The sequence below is a fragment of the Sutcliffiella horikoshii genome (assembly GCF_002157855.1).
Classification (GTDB): domain Bacteria; phylum Bacillota; class Bacilli; order Bacillales; family Bacillaceae_I; genus Sutcliffiella_A; species Sutcliffiella_A horikoshii_C.
Window position 1 is genome coordinate 2,395,697 of record NZ_CP020880.1, and the last position, 20,839, is coordinate 2,416,535.

General features: G+C 39.7%; 21 protein-coding genes. 8 read left to right on the top strand and 13 right to left on the bottom strand.

Annotation, left to right across the window (positions count from 1 at the left end; translation table 11 throughout):
* Positions 1-13: 13 nt before the first annotated feature.
* Positions 14-1,921: an ABC-F family ATP-binding cassette domain-containing protein gene (locus B4U37_RS12285; RefSeq protein ID WP_088018472.1), complete on the bottom strand. Its 1,908-nt coding sequence runs from the start codon at positions 1,919-1,921 to the stop codon at positions 14-16.
* Positions 1,922-1,925: 4 nt separating this feature from the next.
* Positions 1,926-2,555, bottom strand: a complete 630-nt coding sequence (locus tag B4U37_RS12290; protein WP_088018473.1) for an HD domain-containing protein — start codon at positions 2,553-2,555, stop codon at positions 1,926-1,928.
* A 612-nt stretch (positions 2,556-3,167) separates the two neighbouring features.
* On the opposite strand from B4U37_RS12290, the gene B4U37_RS12300 reads away from it, so the two are divergent.
* The gene (locus tag B4U37_RS12300) at positions 3,168-3,401 is read left to right on the top strand and encodes a hypothetical protein (RefSeq protein ID WP_245839971.1); all 234 of its coding nucleotides are present in this window, start codon (positions 3,168-3,170) and stop codon (positions 3,399-3,401) included.
* Between the two features lie 3 nt (positions 3,402-3,404).
* On the opposite strand, the gene B4U37_RS12305 is transcribed toward B4U37_RS12300, so the two are convergent.
* From B4U37_RS12305 to B4U37_RS12320, 4 genes are all read right to left on the bottom strand, one after another.
* Positions 3,405-4,247: a DegV family protein gene (locus B4U37_RS12305; RefSeq protein ID WP_088018476.1), complete on the bottom strand. Its 843-nt coding sequence runs from the start codon at positions 4,245-4,247 to the stop codon at positions 3,405-3,407.
* A 43-nt stretch (positions 4,248-4,290) separates the two neighbouring features.
* Entirely contained in the window at positions 4,291-5,148 is an 858-nt protein-coding gene (locus tag B4U37_RS12310; RefSeq protein WP_088018477.1) for an amidohydrolase family protein, read from the bottom strand.
* Between the two features lie 151 nt (positions 5,149-5,299).
* On the bottom strand, positions 5,300-5,833 hold the full coding sequence (locus B4U37_RS12315; protein WP_088020280.1) for a glutathione peroxidase: 534 nt from the start codon (positions 5,831-5,833) through the stop codon (positions 5,300-5,302).
* A gap of 19 nt (positions 5,834-5,852) precedes the next feature.
* Entirely contained in the window at positions 5,853-7,544 is a 1,692-nt protein-coding gene (locus tag B4U37_RS12320) for a formate--tetrahydrofolate ligase (RefSeq protein WP_088018478.1), read from the bottom strand.
* Between the two features lie 202 nt (positions 7,545-7,746).
* Between B4U37_RS12320 and B4U37_RS12325 the strand changes: the two genes are divergently transcribed.
* Positions 7,747-8,922, top strand: a complete 1,176-nt coding sequence (locus tag B4U37_RS12325; protein WP_088018479.1) for a diglucosyl diacylglycerol synthase — start codon at positions 7,747-7,749, stop codon at positions 8,920-8,922.
* Positions 8,923-8,952: 30 nt separating this feature from the next.
* Here B4U37_RS12325 and B4U37_RS12330 read toward each other — a convergent pair whose 3' ends face one another.
* The 3 genes from B4U37_RS12330 to B4U37_RS12340 all read right to left on the bottom strand — a co-directional run bounded on the left by B4U37_RS12330 (position 8,953) and on the right by B4U37_RS12340 (position 10,594).
* Positions 8,953-9,105, bottom strand: a complete 153-nt coding sequence (locus tag B4U37_RS12330) for a DUF3934 family protein (protein WP_088018480.1) — start codon at positions 9,103-9,105, stop codon at positions 8,953-8,955.
* Positions 9,106-9,208: 103 nt separating this feature from the next.
* Positions 9,209-9,898, bottom strand: coding sequence for an AIM24 family protein (locus B4U37_RS12335; RefSeq protein ID WP_088018481.1), 690 nt, complete (start codon positions 9,896-9,898; stop codon positions 9,209-9,211).
* Between the two features lie 15 nt (positions 9,899-9,913).
* Positions 9,914-10,594, bottom strand: coding sequence for a class I SAM-dependent methyltransferase (locus tag B4U37_RS12340; protein WP_088018482.1), 681 nt, complete (start codon positions 10,592-10,594; stop codon positions 9,914-9,916).
* Positions 10,595-10,699: 105 nt separating this feature from the next.
* Between B4U37_RS12340 and B4U37_RS12345 the strand changes: the two genes are divergently transcribed.
* The 6 genes from B4U37_RS12345 to B4U37_RS12365 all read left to right on the top strand — a co-directional run bounded on the left by B4U37_RS12345 (position 10,700) and on the right by B4U37_RS12365 (position 14,739).
* Positions 10,700-10,924 (top strand): DUF3892 domain-containing protein, encoded by a 225-nt coding sequence (locus tag B4U37_RS12345; protein ID WP_088018483.1) that lies wholly within the window; start codon positions 10,700-10,702, stop codon positions 10,922-10,924.
* 23 nt (positions 10,925-10,947) lie between these two features.
* The gene (locus B4U37_RS22225; protein ID WP_187442330.1) at positions 10,948-11,091 is read left to right on the top strand and encodes a hypothetical protein; all 144 of its coding nucleotides are present in this window, start codon (positions 10,948-10,950) and stop codon (positions 11,089-11,091) included.
* 112 nt (positions 11,092-11,203) lie between these two features.
* On the top strand, positions 11,204-11,842 hold the full coding sequence (locus B4U37_RS12350; protein WP_088018484.1) for an FMN-binding negative transcriptional regulator: 639 nt from the start codon (positions 11,204-11,206) through the stop codon (positions 11,840-11,842).
* A gap of 307 nt (positions 11,843-12,149) precedes the next feature.
* The gene (locus B4U37_RS12355; RefSeq protein ID WP_088018485.1) at positions 12,150-13,178 is read left to right on the top strand and encodes an ABC transporter ATP-binding protein; all 1,029 of its coding nucleotides are present in this window, start codon (positions 12,150-12,152) and stop codon (positions 13,176-13,178) included.
* Complete coding sequence (locus tag B4U37_RS12360) at positions 13,141-13,932, top strand: ABC transporter permease (protein ID WP_088018486.1); 792 nt, start codon at positions 13,141-13,143, stop codon at positions 13,930-13,932. Before B4U37_RS12355 ends, B4U37_RS12360 begins: the two co-directional genes overlap by 38 nt.
* A gap of 3 nt (positions 13,933-13,935) precedes the next feature.
* Complete coding sequence (locus B4U37_RS12365) at positions 13,936-14,739, top strand: ABC transporter permease (protein ID WP_088018487.1); 804 nt, start codon at positions 13,936-13,938, stop codon at positions 14,737-14,739.
* A gap of 412 nt (positions 14,740-15,151) precedes the next feature.
* On the opposite strand, the gene B4U37_RS12370 is transcribed toward B4U37_RS12365, so the two are convergent.
* The 4 genes from B4U37_RS12370 to B4U37_RS12390 form a co-directional block, all read right to left on the bottom strand.
* Positions 15,152-16,606: an IS1182 family transposase gene (locus B4U37_RS12370; RefSeq protein WP_088018488.1), complete on the bottom strand. Its 1,455-nt coding sequence runs from the start codon at positions 16,604-16,606 to the stop codon at positions 15,152-15,154.
* Between the two features lie 421 nt (positions 16,607-17,027).
* Entirely contained in the window at positions 17,028-17,780 is a 753-nt protein-coding gene (locus tag B4U37_RS12380) for an ABC transporter permease (RefSeq protein WP_088018490.1), read from the bottom strand.
* Entirely contained in the window at positions 17,777-18,496 is a 720-nt protein-coding gene (locus tag B4U37_RS12385; RefSeq protein ID WP_088018491.1) for an ABC transporter ATP-binding protein, read from the bottom strand. Before B4U37_RS12385 ends, B4U37_RS12380 begins: the two co-directional genes overlap by 4 nt.
* A 102-nt stretch (positions 18,497-18,598) precedes the next feature.
* Positions 18,599-20,770, bottom strand: a complete 2,172-nt coding sequence (locus B4U37_RS12390; RefSeq protein ID WP_088020283.1) for a DNA topoisomerase III — start codon at positions 20,768-20,770, stop codon at positions 18,599-18,601.
* Positions 20,771-20,839 lie beyond the last annotated feature (69 nt).

A 20,839-nucleotide genomic window follows, 5' to 3' on the forward strand; every position in this document is an offset into this window, starting at 1 on the left:
ACCCCTTCTTTACTTATGATTGCTCTTTAATTTTTTCGACTTTTTCAGATAGCTCTTCCCATCTGTTCATGGCCGCTTCCAACAGTTGGTTGGTTTGGTCTTGCTCTGCAAGCCACTTGCTGACCTTTTCATAATCGCTTCCTGCGGATGCAATTTCTGTCTCAATGGTTTCAAGTTTTTCCTCAAGCTCCATAATACGTTCTTCAATAGTCTCCCAGTCTTTTTGTTCTTGGTAGGACAATTTCAAGTTTTTTTGTTTTTGACGCGTTACAGTTTGTGTTTCTTTTCTTGCTTGCTCTAACTGTTTTTGTTCTTTACGTTTTAGTTGTTGCTCATGAACATAGTCAGAGTACTCACCGAAAATTCTTTTAACGTTACCGTCACCTTCAAGAATAAACAGTTCTTCAACGACTTTATCTAAGAAATAGCGATCATGGGAAACTGTTATCACAACACCAGGGAATTCTTCTAAATAACCCTCTAAAATGGTTAATGTCTCTGTATCCAAATCATTGGTCGGTTCATCAAGCAACAATACATTAGGCTGAGACATGAGTATTCTCAATAAGTATAACCTTTTTCTTTCGCCGCCTGAAAGTTTCCGAATCGGAGTCCCATGGGAGTGCGGAGCAAAAAGAAAACGCTCCAGTAACTGTGAAGCACTGATGTGCTGCCCGTCTTCGCCTTTAATGACTTCCGCTTCTTCTTTTATATATTCTATCATTCTTTGTTCAAGATTCATTTCTTGTTGCTCTTGGGTGTAGTAACCGAGTTTAACCGTCAATCCAACATCCACTTTCCCTTGGTCAGGTGCGATTTTTTGAGCAAAGATATTTAAAAGGGTAGATTTCCCCACCCCATTTGGCCCAACAATTCCCACTCTGTCTTTCTGCTTTATCAGTAAGTCAACATTTTTAAGGATAACCTTGCTACCAAATTGAAGGGAAACATCTTCTATTTCCATTACTTTTTTTCCGAGTCTTGCAGAGCCTGTCAGAAGTTCTAATTCACCTGTTGAAGAAGAAGAGGATACTTTCTCATCCAGGTCCTCAAAACGCTTGATTCTTGCTTTTTGTTTCGTCGTTCTGGCTTTTGCTCCTTTACGCATCCATTCCAACTCTTGACGATAAAGGCTCTTCTGTTTCGCTTCCACTTTAAGCTCCTCTTCCTGCCTAATCGCTTTTGCTTCCAGGTAATCTCCATAGTTTCCGGTATATGTGTAAATGGTTCCATTATGCAGCTCAAATATTTTGTTTGTTACCTTATCAAGAAAATAACGATCATGCGTTACAAGAAGTACCGCTCCTTGGTATTTACTCAAGTAATCTTCCAGCCACTCGATCGCCTCAAAGTCCAGGTGGTTGGTAGGCTCATCCAAAATTAATAGATCAGCAGCTTCCACCAATGTCTGAGATAGGGCTACACGTTTTTTTTGCCCGCCTGAAAGGTTGGAAATTTGTTGGTTAGTATCCGTAATACCGAGTTTATTGAGAATGGCCTTGGCATTTGAGCTTGCATCCCATGCTTGGAGCTGGTCCATTTGTGACTGTAGCTTAGCAAGTTGATCCTGAAGTTTTTCATTCAAAGGGTCTGCTTGAATTTGCATTAAACACTTCTCATATTGTCTAATAACATTGTTTGTGTTCGAGTCTTTGCTAAAGATTTGTTCCATCACAGAAAAAGAATCATTCAATTCAGGCTGTTGTGACAGAAACCCAATTGTATAGTCATTGGAAGTGGTGATGGTACCAGCATCAGGAGTTTCTTGTCCGGCGATGATCTTTAATAAGGTGGATTTCCCTGTACCATTTACACCTATGAGACCGACTCTTTCTTTTTCTTGGATACTGAAAGAAGTGTTGCCAAGCAGTACTTTTTCCACATATGTTTTTGATAAATCTTCCCCAATCAACATTTTCATCTTGTTATATCTCATTCCATTCTTTCATAAATTGATCTACAAATTTCTGCATAAACTCATAACGTTCCGAGGCTATCTTTTTCGCTTCTTCCGTTTGAAGTGTGTCTTGTAATAGAAATAACTTTTCATAGAAGTGATTAATAGCCGTGGACTTTTCCCCTCGGTACTGTTCATATGTCATAGAAGATCTGGCCTCTATTTGAGGATCGTACATCGCTTGCCCTTTTGCACCGGAGTACATAAATGTCCTGGCCGCCCCGATGGCACCTAATGCATCAAGTCTGTCGGCATCTTGTACAATTTTCCCCTCGAGTGAGTCCAGGACTACTCCATTTCCCCCTTTGAAGCCAATGTTTTCTATTGTATAAAGAATTTCATCTATATGTAATTTTGTTAATGGCAGTTCAGTCAAGAGTGCAGCTATTTCTTCTTTTGCTTTGTCTATATTTGCTGTTATTTTGTCATCTAGTACATCATGCAATAGTGCAATGATCTCTACCATTAGAAGATTTGCTTTCTCTTTTTCGCCGATATGTAAGGCAAGTCTTCGGACTCTTTGGATATGAAACCAGTCATGACCTGTACTGTCGTTGTTGAATATCGATTCTACGTATTCTTCTACTTTATGTATCACTAAATGTAACTCCCTTATTCGTTTGATTCCTTTTCATTTTAACATGTAAAAGTCATTATCTATACCATTTCGCAATGAATGTCATTTTATAAGTGTAACATATGGGGCATCACTTTCATAAAATGGGCTGAGTGTGCTTTATTACTTTTAGTTGTTGGTTATACACCGCTGTTTATTTCCGCAAGTGGCTTCGCTTTCCGCGGGACGGTGCTTGAGCCTCTTCACAACGCTTCAGGGGTCTCAATCTACCGTTACTCCCCCGCTGGAGTCTTTGCCATTTGCTCCAATCCACAGCTAGGTTAAGAAACGTTAATTCTTTTCCAAACATCAAGATTAGATGATTTTCCATTTTTGATAAACTACGTTGAATGAAGCCATCTTGTTGATTGCAGTGGAAGGCGCGTAGACGGCCGCGGGAGGAAGGGACAGGTGAGACGCCGCAGGCGAAGGCCGAGGAGGCTCACGGACCGCCCGTAGGCAAGCGAAGCGCCTGGAACGGAAATCAGCTGGATTATCACGTATATTACACCAAAAAAGCTAACGGCTACGCCCGCTGGTTGCGGACGTTGCACATTAGCTAGAAAGGAGTAAGAAATGAATTATCCTCGGATTATGAACGGTTCTCAAATTGGAACGGCCTGGTTTGGCACTCATATTGTCCTAATTAAATGCAATTATATGACCAATCAAGTGGTAGCTGTTTTCAAAAGTGACCACGCACCCTTCGAACCAACTGCTAACAGCTGCGCTGAAACGTTGTCCAGGTACCTTAGTATTGGATATGCCTTAATTGGAGCCTACCCTCTTGATAATGAGCAAATTCAATATGTCCTTCAATATCGCTGATTTTTATTCGTTATACCAGGAAATTCCGATTGTATTAACCCCAGCGTGTACAGCGATGGCCGTAGATAACGGAAAACGATTGATTGGAATATCAGGATATTTTCCTCTCAGGTTGTCCACTAGTGCATCCGCTTCCTCAGTATTTGTTCCATGAAGGACAAACAGTTCTGTGATAGTTGATCTGCCATGTGCTTCGTCTAAAAAATCCACTATTTTTGACAGCGCTTTTTTCTGTGTGCGGACTTTTTCCGCAACATCTAATTTTCCATCTTTAATTTGGATGATCGGTTTTATTTGAAGCAGGCTTCCTAATAGTTTTTGAACACCTGACATTCGGCCGCTTCGATGCAATTGTTCTAAACTGCCTATCAAAACGTATATATCACATTTAGTGGCTAAGTCATTTAAATACTCTACAATCTCTTCATGTGTTTTCCCTGTTTCTTGCGCCTCAATTCCCTTCTTTACCATTGCAGATAATGGAAAGGAGATGACTCTTGAATCTATGGTATGAACGGGAATATCCACAAGCTCCCCTGCCTGTGTACTAGATGACACGGTTCCGCTCAGATGACTGGATAAATGCACGGAAATGATACGGTCGTATGATTCTGCCAATTTATTGTACAACTCAACAAATGCACCTACAGAAGGTTGTGATGTCTTGGGTGGAGTGTTACTCGCCTCAAGTTTTGTATAAAAGTCCTCTAAAGATAGAGTCACACCATCAAGAAATTCCTCTTCTTCAAAGTAGACCACCATCGGAATGCTGTAAACATCGGGATGATTCGTCAACATCCCGTCCAAATAAGCCGTGCTATCTGTAACCCATGCTATTTTCTCCATTAATAACTCCCCCTGTCCTCTATCTTTTCCCTATTTTATTCTACTATTCTGATAATAATTCTTGCAACCGCGGGAATACCTTTAGGGCAGTGTCATGGAAAACCGCTTGATGGTACTCCTTTGGGATGATTTCCTTTATAAAAGAGATATAGGCTTCTACAGAAATAAGTGGCCAATCAGTACCGAACATCAACTTTTCAAAATGGTCGCAATAATCTAGTGCGTGTAAGAGATGTTGTAGAAATCTCGTTTTCTTGTGGCGGTTAATTTCCTGATTTGTTCCAACTATTAAGCCGGAAAGATCGGCATACATATTTTTATTTTTATAGACGACTTCAGCCCCATCCAACACCCATGGATCCCCGAAATGTGCCATCACAAACGTCACATCCCTGTTAAACACTGCTACCTCGTCTAAAGTTAAAGGATGAGAATATTTTAAAAGTCCTTTTTCTGAATAGGTATCTCCTGTGTGGAAAACAACCGGTAAATTATATTTGGCAGCCAATCGATATACCGGGGAATAAACTTTATCATATGCGTAGAAGGGGTAGTAACCCAGGTATATTTTCATCCCTACTACATTTGGCTTCTGAATTTCCCTTTCTAAGCTTTGTAAATTTTCCTCCTCCAACTTATAGGGGTTTATCCCGGGACAATAACCCATGGTTGAAGGAATGGAGTTTGCCAAGTTTAATCCCATAGGTGTGTTACTTTTATAATCAGGGAATGCATTTGGTTCTGTCTCTGTGACCCCCATTGCCACAGCTCCTACCACATTATTTTCTTTCCATTCCTTAAGAAGTCCATCGTATGTATAGGAGAGTCGGGATATGTTATCCGCGGTGTGCTGAAAGCTATTTATTTTAGAAAAATGGACATGGGCATCTATAATCTTCAATAGGTTACTCCTTTCTTTGAATAGTGATATTATTATTTATTCTATAACAATAAAGAAAAACCCTTCTCTGTTTGTAGAAAAGGGTTTGCTTTAATAGTAGCTTTCTTACTGTAAACTTATTCTTTATCCTGCAAAAATAGAAGTGAATTTATTATAGTAATTTTTCAATATCATTTTTCATTTTTGATGGAGAAGTTGCCGATGCAAAGCGCTCCACTACATTTCCGTCTCTGTCTACCAAGAATTTTGTGAAATTCCATTTTACTGCTTTTGATCCTAATAATCCCTTTGCATTTTCTTTTAAATAATCAAATAGCGGGTGAGCATCGTCCCCATTCACATCCACCTTAGAAAACATTGGGAATGAGACACCATAATTCAACTGACAAAATTCGTTTATGTCTGCTTCTTTTCCAGGCTCTTGGTTACCAAACTGGTTACACGGAAAGCCCAGTACCATAAACTTTTTGTCCTTGTATTCTTTATACAGCTCTTCTAATTCTTCAAATTGTGGTGTGAAACCACATTTGCTCGCTGTATTAACAATCAAAAGAACATAATCCTTATAATCTGAGAGTGGTACTTCATTTCCTTTAATATCTGGTGCAGAAAAATCATAGATTGTTGTCAATGCATTCACCTCATTTTTCTTTTCATTATGGCTCAAGGTGTTTGCTCTGTCCATTATTTGTGTGTTCATTCACTTAGAACAAACCTACCGCTTTACCTTGTTCATCAACATCCATCTTCAATGCTGCCGGTTCTTTCGGAAGTCCAGGCATCGTCATGATGTTCCCTGTTAAAGCAACAATGAAACCTGCCCCAACAGAAGGCTTCAGCTCTCTAATAGTAACGGTGAAGTTCTCTGGTCTTCCTAATTTTTTGGCGTCATCAGTTAGAGAGTATTGAGTTTTTGCCATACAAACCGGCAAGTGACCCCATCCTTCTCCAACTATTTGCTGAAGTTGTTTTTGGGCCGCTGGCAACAACTCCACACCTGTCCCGCCGTATACATTTGTGACAATTGCCTCAAGCTTTTTTTCAAGTGTATCCTCTGATAGATAGAGCGGGGTAAAGGCAGGCTTTTTAGTCTCCATTTGTGCGAGGACTGTTTGCGCTAACTCTAGCCCTCCATCTCCACCCTGTTCCCATACTTGGGTAAGAGCCATAGGAATATCATTTTTTTGACACCAGTTTTTCACAAAATCTATTTCAGCAGCAGTATCTGTAATAAATTCATTAAGGGCTATCACATATGGCAGGCCGAACTTTTCTACCGTTTCCACATGTTTTTTTACATTCTCAATCCCTATACTCAGTGCTTCAAGATTCTCTTCTTTTAATTGATCTTTTGACATGCCGCCATGCATCTTAATTGCACGGATTGTAGCTACAATCACTACTGCCTCGGGATTGAAGCCAAGTGCAGGCGTTTTAATATGCAGGAATTTTTCCGCGCCAAGATCTGCTCCGAACCCTGCTTCTGTGACTACGTAATCCCCAAGTTTTGCTGCCATTTGTGTTGCAATTACACTGTTACATCCATGAGCTACGTTGGCAAAAGGACCTCCATGAATGATGGCGGGCGTATGTTCCATCGTTTGGACAAGGTTTGGCATGCAAGCGTCTTTAAGAAGTAACGTTAAGGCACCTTCTACTTTTAAATCTTTTACCGTCACTGGCTTCTTTTCCAAGTCGTATCCGATGACAATTCTAGCAAGTCTTTCTTTTAAATCAGCCACATCTTTAGCCAAACAGAATACGGCCATAATTTCAGAAGCAACTGTAATATCAAAGCCATCTTCTCTAGGAACCCCTTGTGTTGGCCCTCCCATACCGATGACTACTTTTCTCAGCGCACGGTCATTAAGATCAAGGACCCTTTTCCAAGTAATTCTTCTTGTATCAATTTTCAGGTCATTTCCTTGATGTATGTGGTTATCAATCATCGCAGCTAGCGCATTATTTGCCGTCGTAATCGCATGAATATCCCCTGTGAAGTGAAGATTGATATCTTCCATCGGTAACACCTGGGAGTATCCTCCCCCAGTTGCTCCCCCCTTCATTCCCATCGTCGGTCCAAGAGAAGGTTCGCGCATTGCGATTATTGTCTTCTTTCCTAGCTTGTTAAGTGCCTGTCCAAGTCCCACTGTTACTGTAGATTTTCCTTCTCCAGCCGGGGTGGGATTTATGGCCGTAACTAAAATTACCTTACCATTTTGTTTATTATGTAAACGCTTTGTAATGTCCAGGGAGAGCTTTGCTTTGTACTTACCATAAAGCTCTATTTCATCTTCTTCAATATCAAGCAGACTCGCAATGTCCATAATCTTTTTCATAGAAGCCTGCTGGGCGATTTCAATATCGCTTTGCACTGCTGTCTTGGTATGCTTCATTTTTCATTCCCCCGATAAATGATAGACTTTTTTGTTTTTTTGCAATGCTATTATTGTACCACTATTCCTGAAAATTATGGATTGGTTCTGCTCTTATAATTTTGTCCAAAAAAATTTACATAAAATTTGAAAAACTTTAATTTCACCCTAATAAAAGATTGCTAGAATTTTTTTGTAGGTATTATGGTTAGGAGGCTTAAAGATGAGGAAAAAAGGGGTAAAAGTCATTATATTAACTGCTTCTTATGGAAACGGCCATCTACAGGTAGCTAATTCTCTCTATCAAGAATGTGTAAACAGTGGCCTAACGAATGTCAAAATATGCAATCTTTATGCAGAGTCACATCCGTTCATCTCAGAAGTTACGGAAAAGCTATATACAAAAAGTTTTACGTATGGGAAGCAATTCTATAAGCTTTTTTATTACGGAACAGATATCATTCAAAATAAAAAGATGCTTCGTTGGTATTACCAGTACGGATTTAAACGACTCACTTCCCTAATCCAAGCAGAACAACCGGATATATTAATAAATACCTTTCCCATTAACGCCGTACCTGAGTTCCGTCGTCGGACAGGAATAGTCATCCCCACCTTTAATATCATTACTGATTATTGCCTACACAGTCTTTGGCTCCATGACGATATTGATAAATATTATGTTGCCAGCGATGAATTGAAAGCAAAGATTCACTCACGAGGGGTCCCTTTATCCAAAGTTATGGTGAGCGGCATCCCCATCCGTCCCGCCTTTTCTGAATCATATGATAAAAGTGCTCTTTATGAAAAGTATAAAATAAGCCCTGAGAAAGACTTAATCCTCCTTTTTGCAGGAGCACATGGTGTGCTGAAGAATATGAAGGAAATTTGTGAAACACTTTTGCTAACCACCGACCATCAATTGGCGGTAGTATGTGGCAAGAACTTTTCATTAAGAAACGAGTTGGCACATTTAAATAATAGGTACGATGATAGGTTCCATTGCTTCGGATATATAGAGAGAATTGATGAGTTGTACAGGCTTGCAAATGTTATGGTTACGAAACCTGGAGGCATTACCCTCACTGAGGCTACCGCCACCGGAACCCCTCTCATTCTTTATAAGCCTGTTCCCGGTCAGGAAAAGGAAAATGCACTATTTTTCTCACAAAAAGGAGCAGCCCTGATAGCTAAAAATCAAGATGATTTGTTTCTTAGCATTGAATCTTTACTTGAAGACAAACAGAAACAGTCCTCTCTCCAGTCATCAATAGAAAAACTGAATCTACCAGCATCTCAAGAGGTGATTATGAACGATATTCTCAATGAGAGCGATAAAATATCGAGGATTAATTCTTCCCATACTATTAGTTCACAGAAAAAAAAGCTTGGAAGCTGATATTTATCGCTTCTAAGCTTTTCATTTATTTTATTCCGATTCACTATTTCCTTTTGATTTTGAACCTTTACTCTTGTAAGGTTTGTTGCTTTTGGCTTTGTTAGCTGCTTTTTGCCAGCGGCTCCAGCCCTTCTTGCCTGTTCCGCGGCCAGTTCCTCCGCCCTTGCTCTTACTACTACTCATTTGTTTCACTCCTATATAAATAACAACTAAGATTATAATTTCGTTAAACATCTAGCTTACTACATTAGAGTGATTAAGCAAAGGGTTTTTATGTGGAGGAGTGCTATTCGCCTGTTGTATACACTTCTTCAAACGGTTGGACTACCACAAAGCCGTCTCCGGCGAATTTCATTTGGATGGATTCGCCACTTCCTCTTCCAAGGAAAGTTTTCAATTGCACATCTGTTACAAACTCCGGCTGGAGATTACCTGACCATGCTACCGTTGCGTTTGGATCTGTATAAACAGGCTGTCCTGGATGTACCATCAAAGTAAGAGGCTCGTAGTGTGAGGTAAACGCTACCATACCCTGTCCTTCCAATCTTACATTGAAAAGTCCGCCTGCCATCATGCCTGCCACTCTTCTCATAAGCTTGATATCCCAGTCCAATCCTTTCTCAAAAGCAAGCAGATCGTTACCATTGATATAGATGCTGTCACCTTCGAGATCAAGGATTGTAATTTTTTTACCTTGATCAGCAATATACAGTTTCCCGTTGCCTGACGCCTTCATCAGTTGTGAACCTTCCCCGGTAAGGGCTTTTTTCATCAGTTTCCCTAAGCCGTGTTCCAACATTCCTTCACGTTGAAACTTGATAGAACCTTCATAAGAAATCATCGAACCCATTTTGGCCCATATATCTCCGTTAAGGTTGACCTCAAGTATCCTTTCCGTCTCTAACTCAAATAGTCCTTGCCCTTTATCCTCTTGCCTACTTTTTTGTATGAATTGCTGAATGGAGTATTTAGACATAACCGAATCGCCCCTTTATTTTTTCTCAAACTCAAAAACCCACATGAACGTTAACGCTTGCTTTAAAAAGCGAGGTAGATTAGTGGTATCAAGTTTTTTAGCTTCCTCCTTATATACGGGCATCCCGTCCAAAAGTTCCCAACCATTTTCTAAAGCCAGCCGTTCAAACTCCCAGGGCATCATGGTGTTGCAGATTGCTTCTTTTCCATACAGCCTTTGGTAGCTATGTGCCCTTGGTCCGGCAGTTGGCCCCAATAACCCCAGAAACAATTTTCCTCCTGGCTTTAACACTTTATGAAATTCATTTAACACTTGAAGAGGCTGTTCTACCCATTCAATAGAATTAATGGCCATCACCGCATCCATGGAACGGTTCTCTAGTGGCAGCTCCGTCAAACTCCCTTTTTGAAACTTGATATTTGTATGTACCCTTTTTTGCATAGCTCTTTCTATCATGGCTTCTGCAATATCCACTCCTGTGACACGGTAGCCGTTCTCAGCCAGCAAGAAGGAACCAAAACCATCTCCACACCCTGCATCCAAAACATGAGCTTCCTGAGTTAACCTCTCTTTTATAAAAGGAATGATTGTTTTCCTGCTACCGTTTAACCACATATTTTCACTGTTTTCATGCCAAAAATCTGCACGCTCATTCCAAACCTTCTCTGTTTCTTCATTCCAATTGAAATTCTTCATATGACCGAACCCCCCCCATTTGAAATTGCGTCTAACTTCTCAGCAACCGAATAATTTTATTCTACAAGGAAACGCTACAATCGTATAGAGAAAGGAGGATCTACTTTGAGCGAAACATTTGTAGCAGTTCAGAAAAATGGCGATGGTGATATCACAGGGTTCAAAACATCCAGCGGCAGAGTTCTCTCCTATCAAGAAGCTATAAGCGATGTAAATCAAGGCACTGTCCTTGGAGCAAATGTGTTTAAAGGTAAGGACGGCGAGATGTATATAAGAGGAAACGCCGACGGGGATCCAACAAACAACTTGGATAACTTACCGTTATTCTAAAAGATCAGAAGGAGCCAATAACCATGACAAAAAAATATAACAAAGGCGGCAGCCAAAATCAGAACAGCCCTACAAGCAGCTTTACGTCCGGAAGCGAAAAAGTTGCCGGGGATAACAGCAAAGGCAATAAGCGTAATAAAGATCAAAAAGATAAGACGGAACTATAACACTCGGGAGCTGTCATTTAGGCAGCTCTCTTATTTTTTCTCCACATACCCAGAAAATCCTATATACTTTCATTAAGAGTAATTCTATTGAAACTGTAAAGGAGCTTGCAACATGTATATACCTAAGCAATTTAGAAAGGAAGAAACAACCGATATTGTCCAATTTATCAGAGCAAACAGCTTTGGAGTACTATTCTCTCAGCATGACTTATTACCAACGGCTACACATTTACCTTTCATCCTATCTGCTGAAGAAGACGGCAGCATTACACTACTTTCGCATATGGCAAAGGCAAACCCTCAGTGGAAAACGCTGGACTCAAAAGATGCACTAGTTGTATTTAACGGACCTCATGCCTATATTTCTGCTTCCTGGTATGAAGAAGAGAATACTGTTTCCACCTGGAATTATTTAAGCGCACATGCAAGTGGTAAAGTAGAAATTCTCCAAGACGATCAGTCGCTCTTACATATTTTGAAAGAAGCAACAGATTTCTATGAAAAAGGGATGAAAAACCCATGGAGATTGGAAGATAACTTAGAAACTGTCGAAAGTATGTTAGGTGGAATTGTAGGATTGAGAATCAGAGTGCAAAACCTTCAAGGTAAATGGAAATTGAACCAACATCATTCAACAGAAAGAAAAGAACGGGTTGTTCAACAATTGAAAAAACAACCACACTATGACTCAATAGAAATTGCTAGATTAATGGAATTAGAATTGGACCTTCAACTCAACAAGAAAGAATGATCTACATTCAGATCATTCTTTTTTGTTGAGAATTTTCCCCAATAAAGTGAACCCTAGCTGTTGATTGGAGCAATAGGCTTAGACTCCTGAGGGAGATAGAGTTAGGTGGAGACCCCGCAGGCATAGCCGAGGAGGCTCCAGCAACTCCCCTAGGAAAGCGAAGCCATTTGCCGAAATCAACAGCGGTGTTTATATGAATTTTTTCTAAATCACATAAAAGAAATATCTTCCATATCCCCCTTAAAGTGTTTATAATAGTCTCTTGTTAGTGCTTTCATTTGGAAAGGATCAGGAGGTTGAAATCAACATGATTGAAGTGAAAAATATCAGTAAGCATTACCGGTTGTTCGAAAGAGATCCAGGATTATCTGGTGCGGTAAAAGCTTTATTTAAAAGAAAATATATAAATAAGACCGCAGTAAACGATATTAGCTTCACCATCCCAAAAGGTGAGATTGTAGGGTACATCGGGTCCAATGGAGCCGGTAAATCTACCACCATCAAAATGATAAGCGGGATTCTTACACCAGACGAAGGGTCTGTAATAGTAAATGGGATTACCCCTTATTCAGACAGAACCAAAAATGCTAAAAATATCGGGGCTGTATTCGGACAACGGACACAGTTATTTTGGGACATTCCCGTCCAAGAATCTCTTGAACTATTAAAACATATTTACGAAGTTCCACAGGATGTGTATGAAAGAAATCTTGCAAAATTTAAGGAAGTATTAGATTTGGAAGCGCTTTTGCCGATTCCTGTCAGACAGCTTTCATTAGGCCAAAAAATGCGTTGCGAGCTTGCAGCTGCCTTTTTACACAACCCATCTGTTGTATATCTTGATGAACCGACCATTGGCTTGGATGCTTCTGTAAAAATTAAGATTCGTCAATTCATTAAACAAATGAACAAGGAACATCAAACCACAGTTATTTTAACCACCCACGATATGCAGGATATTGAGGAGCTTTGTCACCGCATTATCATTATCGATAAAGGTAGTGTCATTTATGATGGAAGCCTTCTATCTCTTAAGCAACAGACAAGATTTAACCGGACAATCAAGCTTGAAATTGATTCCAATGACGGTTTCACCCTTCCAGCGACCTTGAAAACTTCTGTTCATTTAGAAATACCGGAGGAAGAACATCACTTTTTGCTCCATTTTAACAATACTGTTATTTCTGGCAGCGAAATTATGAAAGAGATAATGAGAGACTATCTTGTTCAAGATTTTACGATAACAGAGCTTGGCATCGAGAAAGTGGTACAGGAAATTTACGAACGGGGGCCAGAACATGCGGAAGTACTTGGAGCTGTTAAAGTCTCAAATTAAAGTTGAGACAGCCTATCTCGCTTGGTACTGGGCGGATGTTGTCTCTACTTTGCTCCGATTGGTCATTATGTACTTTTTCTGGGTGGCTGTCTTCCAAAACCGAACAGAAATTTCCTCCATTTCCTTTGAATCGATGATTACATATGTAGTAATCGCGATGATGCTAGAAAACTATGTATCAGGTGCAGGTAATGAGATGGCAAGAAATATTAAAAATGGCGATATTGCGTTGGAGTTATTAAAGCCTTATGATTACCTGACTAAGTTAATATTTATGGACCTCGGCTCTAAGGCAAACAGCTTTGTTCGTACGACCATCCCTATTTTTCTTGTTGCCAACATTTTCATTGGAATACAAGCTCCTGTTTCCTTCGAAGTTGCCATTTTGTTTTTGGCTAGCATGCTTGTTGGGATATTAATCGGTACACAAATTGACCTTATCATTGGCGTGTTAGCTTTTTGGACAGTCAATGTGTGGGGAGTGAGAGTATTACGTGAAGCTATCGTTAAGTTCTTTTCAGGAGCCCTCATACCACTAACCCTTTTTCCGGGTTGGTTTCAGGAAGTGAGCAGCTTCCTTCCTTTTCAGTCCATGATCTTCGTACCTGTAGCAATTTACACAGGTCAAATAAACATGGGTCCTGATGCCTTGATTGCCTTTGCAACCCAATTGTTTTGGCTAGCCGTCTTATTTGTCGTTGTTCGAGTTGTTTGGACTCAAGCAGTAAAAAAAGTAACCGTGTTTGGAGGATAGTCTATGTGGAAAAAGTGTAAACGATATACATTCTTATACGGAAAATATTTTAGCAATCACTTAAAGGTGATGATGGAGTATAAAGCAGACTTTTTCATCGGATTGTTCTCGGTCATGGTCCAACAATTCACTGCACTCTTTTTCTTGAAGATTGTGTTTGATCACATAGAAGTCCTAAAAGGCTGGACTTTTTATGAAATTCTTTTCATCTATGCCATTGCCTTTTTAGGTCGCTCCATCCATCATATTTTCTTCGACAATTTATGGACGCTTGGATGGCAGTATATAAGATCGGGTAACTTTGACAGACTCCTGCTGAGACCTGTGAACCCGCTTTTTCAAATTGTAGCAGAAAGAGTGCAGCAGGATGGGTTTGGACAATTAATTATTGGTGGGATTGTTCTAACGATTGCGAGTGTCAATTTGGAGATTGAATGGACTGTTCAGAGTCTGCTATTATTATTTGTTTTCATTATTTCTAGTGGAGTCTTATTTGTAGCCATTAATCTGTTTTTCATAACATTTTCATTTTGGATGGTAGACAGTCTTCCTATTGTCGTTTCTGTGTTCCAGTTAAGCGAGTTTGCTAAATACCCTTTGACCATCTATCCAAAGGCTGTCACGTTGATCATTACTTGGCTCATTCCATATGGATTTACGGCATACTACCCGGCAACCTACTTTTTCGAAAGAGAATCCATGGTTGCAATGGCCCTCATCACCCCCGCTATTGCTGTGCTTTCCTTTGTCATTGCCTACTGGTTCTGGAACAAAGGAATTCGGGCATTTACTAGTACAGGGAGTTAAAGACAAAAGCCAAGAAATTAGTTATTTGTGTATCACCGCTGTTCTTTTCCGCAAATGGCTTCGCTTTCCGCGGGACGGTGCTTGAGCCTCCTCACAACGCTTCAGGGGTCTCAACCTACTGTTAATCCCGCTGGAGTCTTTGCCATTTGCTCCAATCCACAGCTAGAAATAACTAGAACAAAAAATTTATGGTGTTCCGTTAACTCATTTAGAGTTTTTTTAAAAACCTTGGTCAATGGAGTAACCTCGTTGATTGTAGTGGAAGGCGCGTAGACGCCCGCGCAACGAAGGAGGCCACTGAAAAACTATAATTATTTTTGAATGAAAAACATTCAGAAATGAGATTCACAAAAAAAGGGGCAACTTTTTCTCCGAAAAGGATAAAAAGTTGCCCTATAAACGTTGTACTTTACTATTTTTCATTTATTAGTTTTAGTATTCTCTTTAGGTTGACAGCGAATATCGCTGTGGCACCTTGTACCTCCATACCTAATAGACCCGCGGAGGAGGCTGTATCATACCCGTGTCTATGCTTTAGTTCACTGTTTTTCGCTTCAATCTTATATCTGGATTTCGCCTTTTCTTTAAAACCTTCGGTATTTTGAAATTCCTCCTGCTCTTTATGTTCTGTTGATTTTATAGTAATAGAGTATGTTCTACTTTTTGCACCTTCTGTATAACAACCTTCTTTGAAAGGACAGACCTTACACTTTTCGATATCAAAGTAATAGGTTTCACGTCGGTTTTTCGCCACATTTTTCTTGCCTTGTCGTCTTAACTTAAATGCCAGGTGTCCCGCCCTACATACATACATGCCTGCATCCTTATTAAACTCAAATTCATCCTCTTTTGTACGAGTCCCTTGAATAACAGGATTTAATTTAGAGATGAGTGCTATATTATTCTCTTTTGTGTAGGAGATATTATTTTTTTCTGAGTAAGCGGTATCTCCAATGGCTGTATCAACTTCCATCCCAGCTTTTACGGTTTTCTCAATTAATTCAGGAAGGTATTTCCCATCACTTTTTTCACCTGTTGTAATAACTGCAGCTGTAATAATACGTTCTTCACTTATTGCGATATGAGTTTTAAATCCGAAAAAAGAGGAGTCAGCAGTTTTATGTCCCTTGCGAGCATCTGGATCATTGGAATAACTTATTTGTTCTGTGTAATCTTCCACAACTTCTTTCAGTATATTTAACTTCTCCCTAACTGCTGGTATAGAAGCAACTTGCGGGATTTCATCTACCGTATCAATCACTTTACGGCAATAAGCTAATTCCTCTTCGACATCATTAGATGTCGTCTTCTGTGGTAACTTTGATTTTAACGATTCGTCTATCTGGTAAATAGCTCTTCTCACATTTTTTGATTTTTCTTGTAGAAATTCAGTCGCGGACTTTTGATTGTATCGAGCTTTTGAATGGGTGGCATCTATTATTATGGTATTGGTTTTTATGATTCCTTTTTCTAATGCAATCTCAACTGTCTTCTCTATAAGCATATCTAATAATCCCACGTCTTTAAGACGGAGCTTTCGAAATTTCGTTAATGAACTTGAATCAATGACACGATCTTCTGGAGCCATCTCGAGAAAATACTTAAATGACATATCGTATTGGGATCGATCAACAACATCAACATCTGACAAATCATAAATAGATTTTAACAACAAGTATTTGAACATACGAATAGGCGGGATAGCGTTACGACCATTATCCAAACAGTATTTTGTTTTTAGTTCATCAAGAATAAAAGAGAAATCTACTAGTTCATTTATTTGACGAAGCATATTATTTTTGGGGACTACGATATCATATATCGCTGAGAATGGGCTAAGGTTAAAGGACTCTTGATTAGAAATCATTTGGATACCACCTAAAACTTTTTATAAAAATATTATAAAACAAAAAAGCAGAAGAAAGTTGTAATTTAAACATTCTTCTGCTTAATTAAGTACGAATTGTACATTCAATTTTTATCTTTTGAATGGAGCAAATGGCGTAGACTCCAGCGGGGGAAGAAGCGACATTGTTGAGACCCCGCAACGAAGTGAGAAGGCTCAAGGTCGCCCCGCGGAAAGCGAAGCCATTTGCGGAAATCAAAAGCGGTGTCTTAACAATATCTAAAATTAAGAACTTTTTCAGTGGCCTCCAACGAAGTGAGGAGGCTCTCGGACCGCCCCGCAGGCAAGCGAAGCGCCTAAAACGGAAATCAACTGTTTCTAATACTTTTATATCCTTAAAAAAGCCACTCCGGATGAAGTGGCTTCTTTTTTGACGGTTATTTTACCTCAACCTCATAAGTTGCTTTCTATTGTTAAATAGTGTCGGGTATGACAATAATCCAAGCATGATGCTTGTGACAGATGCTGTTGTAAGTAATAAAAATACAATAAGCAGTTGAAATTGAACGGCCTGAATGGGGCTTGCTCCAGCGATAATCTGACCACTCATCATTCCAGGAAGCTGAACTAGTCCAATCGTTTTCTGACTTTCAATCGTTGGAATCATGCTGGCTTTAACTGCCTGTATCAATTGGGTATGTATGGCCTGTTTGGTTGTCCCACCAAGGGAAAGAATCAGGTCAATTTCATCTTCTCTTGCTTCTATCTCAGAAAAAAATCTATTGAGAAAAAGAATGCCAAGCACCATAGAGTTACCGATAATCATGCCGCTTATCGGAATGATATACTGTGCAGTTGCCGGAATAATATTGAATCCAATTAATATACCTTGTGTCAGTACTTCAATAAAAATAAATGTGATGGCTACCTTCCAAGCAATCCCTTTAATCGGAGTCTTTTTTCTAGCAACGTTTTGAACGGCAGCCCCAATTATAATCAGTACCATTAAAATAATAAAGAAATATCCTTCTGATTCAAAAACAAACGTCAGTAGATAACCGACGATAAAAAGCTGTACAACAGACCTAATGACAGCGATAATCGTATCTTTTTCTAGATCAAGTCTGAATGTTTTAGAAAGGACGATAGGTATAAGAACAAAAATAAGGGTTATTGCGAGCGTAAAGGCGTTCATTTCAACTCCCCTTTAAGAAATGCTTGTACACGATCGTTCGTTGAGTTTTGGATATCCTGACTTTTCCCGGCTTCTATTAGTTCTCCATCCATTAAGATCCATGTATAGGTTCCGACTGTTAAAGCCTGATTTAAATTATGGGTTATCCATATAATAGTAGTGCCGTACTTTTTACTTACTCTTTGAATTAATTCATCAATTTCCCTTTGTGAAGTTTGATCTAAAGAAGAAGTTATTTCATCCAATAGTAACACTTTCGGTCGATTTACAAGTGTCCTTGCAATGGATAACTTTTGTCTTTGTCCGCCTGATAGATCTTTCACATTCTGATGTAATTGGCTTTCTTCCAGTCCTACTACATTTAATATGCTGACCGCCTCTTCCTTCTCAAGAGAGCGCTCTTGCAGCCGCAAAGGTAAAGAAAGGTTATCAAAGACATCTCCGTCAACCATTGGAGCACTTTGAAGGGCGATTCCAACCTGCTTGCGTAGCTCAGTGGGTTCGTATTTATCGAGGTCTTTGCCATTTATTATGATCTCCCCTGATGTAGGAGTCAAAAGACCGTTAAGCATTTTCAACAAAGTGGTTTTACCAGCCCCAGAGGGTCCGACAAAGGTAGTGATTTCCCCTTCAGTAATGTTACCAGAAATGCCTTTAAGAATAAGTTTTTCCTCAGTTCTGTACTGCACGTCCTTTAACCGTATAGAACCCTTCAACGGTACCCCTCCCATCCTTTTGATACACATACTATACCCTTGTTTCTAAAAATAAATATGGCCGAGCATCTAACAACTCGACCTTCCATGTAAATTGTAAAATTAAAATACAAATTGCAATTTATCTTCTTTCCATTCCAATGAAGCATTAAATACCTTTTCACCTTTTTTAAATCCCTTAATTTCAGCGGTTCTTCCTTCTGATAGAAGTTTTTTTGCATTTGTTGCAGAAACGGTTTTTCCGAGTATGGTTTTTGAAATGGTGAAATTGCACTTATTTGAATTGTAGTTTGAACATCCGTAGAATGACCCCTTGTCCACTACATCTCCGTCGCACTTTTTACACGTACCCACCTTTGTTCCCACGCCGGCAGAACCACGTCCTTTGCGCTTTCCTTTTGAATATTTAAATTCACTAACATCCATTCCTTCAAAAGACCATTGGCCGCTCTCGTTTTTTGCATCCTCTATCAATTTTATGGACAGTTTTTTTGCCTGTTCCATAAATTCTTCTGGAGATGCTGTACCTTGGCCTATTTCATGCAGTCGTTGCTCCCATTTTGCCGTCATTTCGGGACTTGCTAAAATGCTTGATCCAATTGACTTAATCAGAAGCTTCCCTTTATTTGTAGCAAAAACTTGATTTCGTTTAACATCAATATATTTTCTGTCTTTTAGTACGCCGATTATCCCCGCTCGTGTCGCTTCTGTACCGAGGCCCTCTGTTTTATTTAGAACCTTTGTGAGCTCTCCATCTTCTAGATGTTTGCCGGCTGTTTTCATCACTGTGATGAGTTGTCCCTCCGTATAACGTTTAGGAGGCTGGGTCTTCCCTTCTTTCACTTTCACGTCATGTACACTTCCTGTTTCACCTTGTTCTAACGAAGGAAGATCTTGTTCATCTTCATCTGTTTCTTTTTCTTTCTTGTTGCCATATATGACCGTTCGCCATCCTGACTGAACCTCTTCTTTCCCTTTTGAAAGGAATGTGGCGCGACCGTCTACTAGTGTATGTATCGTCGTGTAGTCAAAAATTGCTTTATCATAGTGTGCAGCGATGAGACGCTTAACGATAAGGGAATAAATTTTCTCTTCATCCGGTGACATTTTAGATGGATCTGTCACTTGCTCTGTTGGGATAATTGCATAGTGATCTGTCACTTTTTTCTCATTTACTACTCGTTTATTATTCATGACGGATGAGTATGGAACAGGAAAGTAATCCTTAAATGCGTTAAAAGCACTCAATTTCTGCAAGGTTTCAGGAAACATACCAGCCTCTTCTTTGGTCACAAAGCTTGAATCAGAACGAGGATAGGAAATGATACCTTTCACATAAAGTTTTTGAGCTACCTCTAATGTTTTTTGCGGAGAAAATTTATAAAGACTATTGGCAGTAGCTTGCAAGGACGAAAGGTTAAAGAGAAATGGTGGCTGAAATTCTTTCCGTTCTTTCTCTATGTTTTCAATTTCCGCCTCTTTTCCTTTACAGAACTGCACTATCTTTTCTGCTAAGGTCGCATCATCGAGCCTTGACTCTTCTTCCTTATGCCATTTACCTTTATACTTCTTTCCATTCATATTGAAGGTCGCGAGCACTTCCCAAAACGGCTTTGAGACAAAGTTTTCGATTTCGAGTTCCCTTTTTACAATCAACGCAAGGGTTGGGGTCTGTACTCTTCCGGTTGAGAAAACATCGGATATGCCTTTTTGTTGTAGGAGCAACGTATACGCTCGTGAAGCATTCATCCCGACCAGCCAATCCGCACAGGATCTACTCAAGGCTTCATAGTATACATTTCTTGTTTCATGCTCTTCTAAAAGGTTATCAAACCCTTTTTGGACGGCCTTTGGAGTCAAAGAGGATATCCACAAACGTTTTAAAGGTTTATGGCAATTGCTCACAAGAAGAATGATACGTATAATCGCCTCTCCTTCCCGTTCTGCATCACCTGCCATAATTACTTCTGTCACCTCAGGATGATGAACTAACTTTTTTACGGTTTGAAATTGCTTCCATTTGGATTTGGTTACTTTGTGTTGGAATTTTTCGGGTATGATTGGGAGAGTTTGCAGGGACCAGCGCTTCCACGCCTTATCGTATTCTTCCGGAGATAACAGTTCACAAAGATGACCAACAGCCCATGTAAGCAAGGCACCTTTAGGGAACATCTGTTGTGGGGGAATCTCCACATAGCCATCCTTTTTCTTGTAGGAAAATGGAGCAGCAAGCTTTAATCCTTGATCTGGCTTTTCAGCAATTATTAATTTCACTACCTCTTCCACTCCACTCAATTAAAATAAATGTAGGAAAAGAGTGTGGCTTCCCTTCTCTTTTCCTAC